Origin of the sequence: uncultured Succinivibrio sp., from assembly GCF_902756765.1 — a bacterium.
Classification (GTDB): domain Bacteria; phylum Pseudomonadota; class Gammaproteobacteria; order Enterobacterales; family Succinivibrionaceae; genus Succinivibrio.
Map to the genome: position 1 here is coordinate 1 of NZ_CACVSS010000094.1, position 6,521 is coordinate 6,521.

The window sequence follows — 6,521 nt, forward strand, 5'->3', positions numbered from 1 at the left end:
CCAGAAGATTTAAAAAAAAGATAAAAATACAAAGATTTTGCTATGAACTTGCATAACATTGGTCCATTTACAGCGTTTTTTCTTGAAAATATCCTTTTCTGCGGATATGCGGTCCTAGCAGCGGTTTCGGCTTTTGCAGTCCATAAACTGCTTGTTGTTGAAGAAACAGGTCAGAAACATAATCGTCAGCCGGTATATTTTCAGAGAACACTTCTCAATAAAAGTCAGCAGAAGATATCTATTCTGCTTTTTGTCCTGTCCATTGCTGGTATTGTTCTCTACCAGCCAGCCTCATTTACTATAAATTCTATTTTAAGTCGATTCTGTGACTTTTCGGTATTCACCCTGGGATCAGATAACTGGGAGAACTTCATCGTTTTTCTGATACTGCCTCTGTGCACCTTCAGTTTTCTGTGCTCCATCGGGACAACTGTATGGCTTGGAAAACTCATAGCAAGACTTAAGAACGAACTGCTCCTGGAAAAAAGACAGTACCGTGCTGCGATAATCACTGCAGTTGTGCTCTGGAGCGGAATTCTTCTGATGACTGCTGCTCTGCTGGTTCTGATGAGCTGTTACGGTAAATAGACTCTGTCTATCAGTGGGCTGTTTAAAAGGCGTAACATAAGCGGAGCCTTTGCAGATAAAGCTTTTTCGTACCTCACATTAGTACAACTGTCGAAGATTATTTCAAAATTTTTCTTAAAACCTCGCCTTACTCTCTGTTCTCGTCCTTGTTTCTTGTTTTTTCGTTTTTCTGCCAAATAATAGAGGTATACCTTGGAAAAAAGAAATAACTATGTTCGCATCTATACAGCAATTCTTAAAACTGCTTATTCTTGGATATACTCCACAAGGCATCAGAGCCAGAACTATTATGGCTGTCTGCACGACTTTTGCTGTCCTGATTATTGAGGTGGCAGCCTACAGCTATTACTGGGACGAGATACCGGATATGATCAGATTCGATTACGATTTCAACGGTGTTCCTAATGATATTGTTGAAAAAAAATACATCTGGTACAACTTCCTGCTCCAGATTTTTGTCTGTATCTTTGTATTTATTTTAAAACCGCTCCTCAACAGGATTAAAAGAGTTCAGAGCCTTCTTCGTGACAATGACGGCAGCAAGATTCCTCTTGTGGAGAAACGCTGTACTCTGTTTGCCTGGGAGCTCTCAATGCTCTTTGTGACCACGGAGCAGGGATATGTGTTTGATCTTGTGGATGTTATTGAAAGTCCAATGTGTGATGACATTGTCTCTGCAATCTTTGTTTTCTGGCTGATTGTTCTGGTTGCGGAATTCTATTCAGATCTGAAGAAACTCAAAAACTCGGATTCGGTTTCTGAACCGAACTCTCTCAAGGTTGAATGAACTGTTGAATGGAGGGAGCTCTTTGTTCTAAGAGAGCAGGAATTTAAGCTGCCAGAGGTAAATTAAATTCCTGCTCACTCAGAGCAAAGTTCTTCTTATGCTTAAGATAGCCTTTTTTTGCTTTTACCTTACGATCTTCAAAGACCTTTGGTACACAGAACTCCTGTACATGCATCTGCACGAAATTCCTCTGTTTAATTTTCTTTTTTGACATTTTTATTCCTCTTTAAGTGAAAGAAAAGCTTTTTAAACGCTGTCGTGATTCTTTCTCTGAACCATCAAACAGGATCTAGTATAGTTCAGGATCATTCCAGATCTGAATATTTATTCTGAAATTATTTACACATGAATATGTATAAAGATGTATTTGTTCAAGTTTATCTTTATTATCTGGTGAAAATAAAGATCTTTTCTGAAGGTTGCCCACCAGTCTTCACCGGTGAGCAGTACATGAGGTAAGGATTACAGCTTTGAATTAGCCCATCTGGTCAGAGGCTGCTCCAACAGATGATGAGCTGCAACTGCGGCAGCCAGAATACCGATACATACTAGGGAAATCAGCAGTACAGGATTCTCATAGCTCCACTTGAGATCAGGCAGATTTACGTAGTCTCTTAATGCTCTGATCACAATGGTGTGAACCAGGAAGATTGCGTATGAGTATTTGCCTAAGGTTACAGACAGAGGGTTGTTAAGAGCTCTTGAGATAATACCTCGGTTGCACAGGAACAGCCAGAACAGGGCAACAAAGCAGATCTGAAGCCATACCCCATCCAGTGCCCAGCGGGTAAGCTCAGGGAACCAGGTCTGAGCGGTCAGAGTTGCAATCTGATCTGGTGGCACAGTAAGTCCCTCTGGGGTAGGAATTCCGGTTGAACCTCCGAAAAGGCTGATAACGATTGTTAAAAGCAGAACCGCCTCAAGCGCACTAACCCCAGGATGTACCTTTGTCTGTGTCTCTGGCTTTCTGTCTGCGGTATATGATTTCCATACCTCACAGAGCAGGATGCCGAAACCGATGTAGGCAAAACCTCTTACCATAGGGAAGATGAAAGGCACGACGATAAATACACGTCTTGAATACATGTAGAAGCAGATAAAGGTAATGGTACCGATTGCCAGAAGAGCCTTGTCATGACCTAATGCTTTGAAAATACAGAAATAAATTACAGATACAAAGAACAGGGCATTTGCAAACCAGGCTACATACAGGATGGTTGCATCAGGACCGAAGTGATGGGTATTCCAGTCTAAAAGCAGCAGAGAGTTGAAGATGTTGACGGACAGCGGATACTGCATGATGTCAAAACCGGCTGCAATATAGCCTACTATGGTCAGGGCAATAATGAATGGTGCCAGACGTAGCCACTTTCTTAATGCAAAGTGAAGCACGGTCTCCTCTGTTCTTACCTTGTAGAACAGGAAAAAGCCAGACATCAGGAAGAACATCTCCACAGCCTGCCAGCCGGAGGTCCATTTTACAAGCCAGGAGAACTGCTCGGCCCCTGACAGGTTCAGGTAGGCGATATGTACACCTACTACGGCCCAGATTAAAAGAAAGCGTAAAAATTCGAGGTTTTTAAAGCCTCTTTCACTGTATTTTCTCATTTGTTATCTCGATAATCTTTGTTTTTATGAATGTTTGCTGGTTAAGAAAATTGTCGGGAGATTGTATATGAAAACGTTTACATTCAGTGTTATTCAGATCACACATTATTAAACTGCCAAAAAAATTGCCTAACTGAAAATACAGCTTGAAAGCCACTTTTGGTCAAAATAGACTACAATGTCTCTCGGTATTCAGAACGATTTAACAATGGTCAGCCAACGGCTGCACCTGGCAGATTTTTATGGAATTTCTAACAGAACACGGCCTGGAACTTTTTACTACCTTTTTAGGCCTGATTTATCTTTACTATGAGTACAAAGCCTCTATCTGGCTGTGGCTTTTAGGTATCATCATGCCGATGATTGATATCTACCTGTTTGCTACCAGCGGCATGTATGCCTATGCCTTCATTTCCTTTGTATTCGTGCTGGTTGCAGTTTACGGTGTACTAAACTGGAAGTTTGGCGGAAAGGGACATACCGAGCGTCTTATTACTCATATGACGTTTAAAAAGATTGTCCGTTATCTTCTGGCGACAGCTGTTATTTTTGGAATTACTTATCAGGTACTTGTCACCTTTACCGACAGTGAGGTTCCTGTAATGGACAGCTTTACCACAGCTGCCTCCTTTGTCGGTGTATTTGCGCTGGCCTATAAATATGTGGAGCAGTGGCTCGTATGGATTGTGGTGGATATTATTTCGGTGATTCTCTTTATCCATCAGGGCCTGCCTTTTAGAGCCGCACTTTATGCATTTTATGTGTTTGTAGCAATTCAGGGATATCGTAAATGGAACAGCATGGCAGTAACATTCCGGTAATTCTGGCAAACGGTGATTTTCCAACCCACAGAATTCCTCTGGGCATCCTAAAGAATGCCGACTATCTGGTCTGTACCGATGGCTCCTTAAATGCGCTTTTAAGATTTAAAAAGGAGCATTTATCCGATCTCAGCATTGTGGAACTTGAACCTTCTGCTGTGGTTGGAGACGGAGACTCTCTGTCAGATGAGCTGAAGGAAAAGTATTCTCATATCTATGTCGAATACGCAGAGCAGGATTACAACGACCTCACCAAGGCTACCCGTTTCTGTATAGAAAAGGGCTACTCTGAGATTAACTATCTTGGAATCAGCGGCAAGCGTGATGATCATGCCATGGCCAATGTCTCTCTTTTAGTCTGGTATCTTAAGAACTTTAAGCTTAAGGTTAAGGCCTATACAGATCATGGGGTCTTTATTCCCTGCTGTGGTGACTGTACTTTCAACGCTCAGAAGGGAACTCAGGTAAGTATCTTTAATTTCGGAGCAAAAGGTCTTAAGAGTACAAATCTCAAATGGGATATCTACGATTTTGATGAGCTCTGGCAGGGAACCTTGAATGAGGTGACCTCTGAATCCTTCTCCATTAAGGCTGAAGGATACTATCTGGTGTTTCTGAACTATTAGGCTTGGCTTTATGATCTCACGAAATAATCTCACCACTCTCTGCTATCTTGAACAGAACGGCTGCTATCTGATGCTGCATCGAACCAAAAAGGAAAAGGATATCAATAAGGACAAGTGGATCGGGATCGGTGGACATCTTGAAGAAGGAGAATCTCCTGAGGAATGTCTTGTCCGTGAGATGAGGGAGGAGACCGGTGTGACTCCTCTGTCACCAAAGCTTCGTGGAATCATCACCTTTGTCTCGGACAGATACGGAACTGAGTATATGTTCCTGTATTCAGCCGAAGCTTATCAGGGGAAGCTAAGCTCTGACTGTCCTGAAGGTGACCTTCAATGGGTTGAAAAGGATAGAATTTTCTCTCTGCCTCTGTGGGAAGGAGATAAGATTTTTTTACGACTCATGTCTGAAAATCACCCATTTTTCTCTCTGAAACTCTCATATCAGGGGGATAATCTTGTCTATGCGGCCTTAGACGGAGGGGAGCTTAAGCTTTAACCTGTCTTAGGTCTTCAGTTATTCACAAAGAGAGGTTCTCATGCTTAAGGTTTACTGCTATGAAAGATGTACCACCTGTAAAAAGGCTCTAAATGGCTGGATGATCATGGCGTAGTCTATGAGTCTGTCGACATCAAGACAGAGCATCCTGACGAGAAGACTATCAGAGAGCTTCATCTAAAAAGCGGTCTGCCTTTAAAACGCTTTTTCAACACCAGCGGTCTTCTGTACAAGTCCCTTGAGCTCTCTAAAAAACTCCCCTCAATGCCTGAGGCTGAACAGTACAGACTGCTCTCTTCCGACGGTATGCTGGTAAAGCGACCTCTGGTAGTAACCACGGATTCTGTGTTGGTAGGCTTCAAAGAGCCTGAATGGCAGGTTCTTCTGAAAAAATAGTCTATACCGGTCTTCTGAAGTATGAAGAGACACCGGTATTCTGGAGGATAAGTGAAAGGTTATGACGTTATAGGTGATGTTCACGGCTGTTATGATGAACTGTGTGAGCTTCTGGATAAGATAGGGGAATCCTCCGAGCGTAAGCTTATATTTGTGGGTGATCTAATTGACCGCGGTCCTAAACAGAAGGAAAGTGTCACTCTGGTTCGAAAGCTTGTGGAGCAGAACAAAGCTCTGTGTATCATGGGTAACCACGAATATAACGCCATTCTTAAACGTCTTAATCTGCGACTGAAAAATGATCGCTTTTCTCTGCCTTTCTGTGACTTTGTAAATACTGACAGGGATTTCTACTATGACTCCATTGAGTGGATGAAGACTCTACCTCTGTGGCTTGATCTTCCGTCCCTAGGTGTAGTTCATGCCTGCTGGAATTCCCGCCTGATGAGAATTCTGGCTTCCTACCTTGACTCAGAGCATCGGGTTAAGGATGATTCCTTCTTTGCTGCTTCTTCTAAGAATGCCTCAGGCTGTACTGTCACCAAAATAGCGGATGCAGCCGAGATTATTCTCAAAGGTACAGAACTGAGTCTGCCTGAGGGGGAGTATTTTGTGGATAAGGACGGTAAATCCCGCAAGGAAATCAGATATAAATGGTGGCAGAGTGTAACCGAGGAGACCCGTTACTGCGATATTGCCCTAAGTGTTGGCGATGCTGAAATTACCGATAAAAAACTGGGGCAGATTAAAGGCTGGATCGGCAAGGAGCCTCCAAAGCTTATTGTTGTCGGTCATTACTGGCTACGCAGCCGTTCACCAGACTCAGTTACCCTTGAGGATGCAAGCTTTTCTGACAAGGTATTGTGCAGTGATTTTTCCTGCGTGAAACAGGGAAGACTTGCAGCCATCAGAGTTGATCTGAATTCTGATGACAGTGTAGGTGGCGTGTCTGTGGAAAGTGTGGCTTCAAGAGAGTTTTAACTCATAAATCTGCATAAATTTCACGATTTAAGAGGATTTTCCGTTATTTCTCCTCAATCTGAAAAGAAAAAACATTTCATCCAACATAAAAAAGCTCTTTTTCTGTTTTCTTTAAATTTACATACCCAGGTCCTTAAGAGTTTTTTCTTTTAAAGCCTGGTTGGTTCACGATCTGCCACAAAAGTAATGGCAGATCTTTAATTAACAATCGATCTCGC

8 protein-coding genes and 1 pseudogene are annotated in these 6,521 nt (G+C 42.5%); 7 read left to right on the top strand and 2 right to left on the bottom strand.

Translation table 11 applies throughout. The annotated features are described in order from the left end of the window. The first annotated feature begins 42 nt into the window (after window positions 1–42). Both QZU45_RS10310 and QZU45_RS10315 read left to right on the top strand, forming a co-directional pair. Complete coding sequence (locus QZU45_RS10310) at window positions 43–588, top strand: hypothetical protein (RefSeq protein WP_295355036.1); 546 nt, start codon at window positions 43–45, stop codon at window positions 586–588. Between the two features lie 211 nt (window positions 589–799). Next, complete coding sequence (locus QZU45_RS10315; protein WP_295355039.1) at window positions 800–1,375, top strand: hypothetical protein; 576 nt, start codon at window positions 800–802, stop codon at window positions 1,373–1,375. 43 nt (window positions 1,376–1,418) lie between these two features. On the opposite strand, the gene QZU45_RS10320 is transcribed toward QZU45_RS10315, so the two are convergent. Both QZU45_RS10320 and QZU45_RS10325 read right to left on the bottom strand, forming a co-directional pair. Continuing rightward, the gene (locus QZU45_RS10320; RefSeq protein WP_295355041.1) at window positions 1,419–1,589 is read right to left on the bottom strand and encodes a hypothetical protein; all 171 of its coding nucleotides are present in this window, start codon (window positions 1,587–1,589) and stop codon (window positions 1,419–1,421) included. Window positions 1,590–1,837: 248 nt separating this feature from the next. Beyond that, entirely contained in the window at window positions 1,838–2,983 is a 1,146-nt protein-coding gene (locus tag QZU45_RS10325; RefSeq protein ID WP_295355044.1) for an acyltransferase, read from the bottom strand. A 242-nt stretch (window positions 2,984–3,225) separates the two neighbouring features. On the opposite strand from QZU45_RS10325, the gene pnuC reads away from it, so the two are divergent. The 5 genes and pseudogenes from pnuC to QZU45_RS10350 all read left to right on the top strand — a co-directional run bounded on the left by pnuC (window position 3,226) and on the right by QZU45_RS10350 (window position 6,303). Further along, window positions 3,226–3,804 (top strand): nicotinamide riboside transporter PnuC, encoded by a 579-nt coding sequence (pnuC, locus tag QZU45_RS10330; protein WP_074944196.1) that lies wholly within the window; start codon window positions 3,226–3,228, stop codon window positions 3,802–3,804. Beyond that, a complete protein-coding gene (locus tag QZU45_RS10335; RefSeq protein WP_295355047.1) occupies window positions 3,774–4,430 on the top strand; it encodes a thiamine diphosphokinase in 657 nt (218 codons plus the stop codon). The genes pnuC and QZU45_RS10335 overlap by 31 nt, the downstream gene beginning before the upstream one ends. A gap of 10 nt (window positions 4,431–4,440) precedes the next feature. Then, window positions 4,441–4,926 (top strand): 8-oxo-dGTP diphosphatase, encoded by a 486-nt coding sequence (locus QZU45_RS10340; RefSeq protein ID WP_295355049.1) that lies wholly within the window; start codon window positions 4,441–4,443, stop codon window positions 4,924–4,926. A 40-nt stretch (window positions 4,927–4,966) separates the two neighbouring features. Then, window positions 4,967–5,322 (top strand): annotated as a pseudogene (locus QZU45_RS12515) (arsenate reductase family protein). A 51-nt stretch (window positions 5,323–5,373) separates the two neighbouring features. After that, a complete protein-coding gene (locus QZU45_RS10350; protein WP_295355055.1) occupies window positions 5,374–6,303 on the top strand; it encodes a metallophosphoesterase in 930 nt (309 codons plus the stop codon). The last annotated feature ends 218 nt before the right edge of the window (window positions 6,304–6,521 follow it).

Coding starts and splice junctions, on each gene's coding strand:
- QZU45_RS10310 (WP_295355036.1), top strand. CDS start 43: ATGAACTTGCATAACATTGGTCCATTTACAGCGTTTTTTCTTGAAAAT.
- QZU45_RS10315 (WP_295355039.1), top strand. CDS start 800: ATGTTCGCATCTATACAGCAATTCTTAAAACTGCTTATTCTTGGATAT.
- QZU45_RS10320 (WP_295355041.1), bottom strand. CDS start 1,589: ATGTCAAAAAAGAAAATTAAACAGAGGAATTTCGTGCAGATGCATGTA.
- QZU45_RS10325 (WP_295355044.1), bottom strand. CDS start 2,983: ATGAGAAAATACAGTGAAAGAGGCTTTAAAAACCTCGAATTTTTACGC.
- pnuC (WP_074944196.1), top strand. CDS start 3,226: ATGGAATTTCTAACAGAACACGGCCTGGAACTTTTTACTACCTTTTTA.
- QZU45_RS10335 (WP_295355047.1), top strand. CDS start 3,774: ATGGAACAGCATGGCAGTAACATTCCGGTAATTCTGGCAAACGGTGAT.
- QZU45_RS10340 (WP_295355049.1), top strand. CDS start 4,441: ATGATCTCACGAAATAATCTCACCACTCTCTGCTATCTTGAACAGAAC.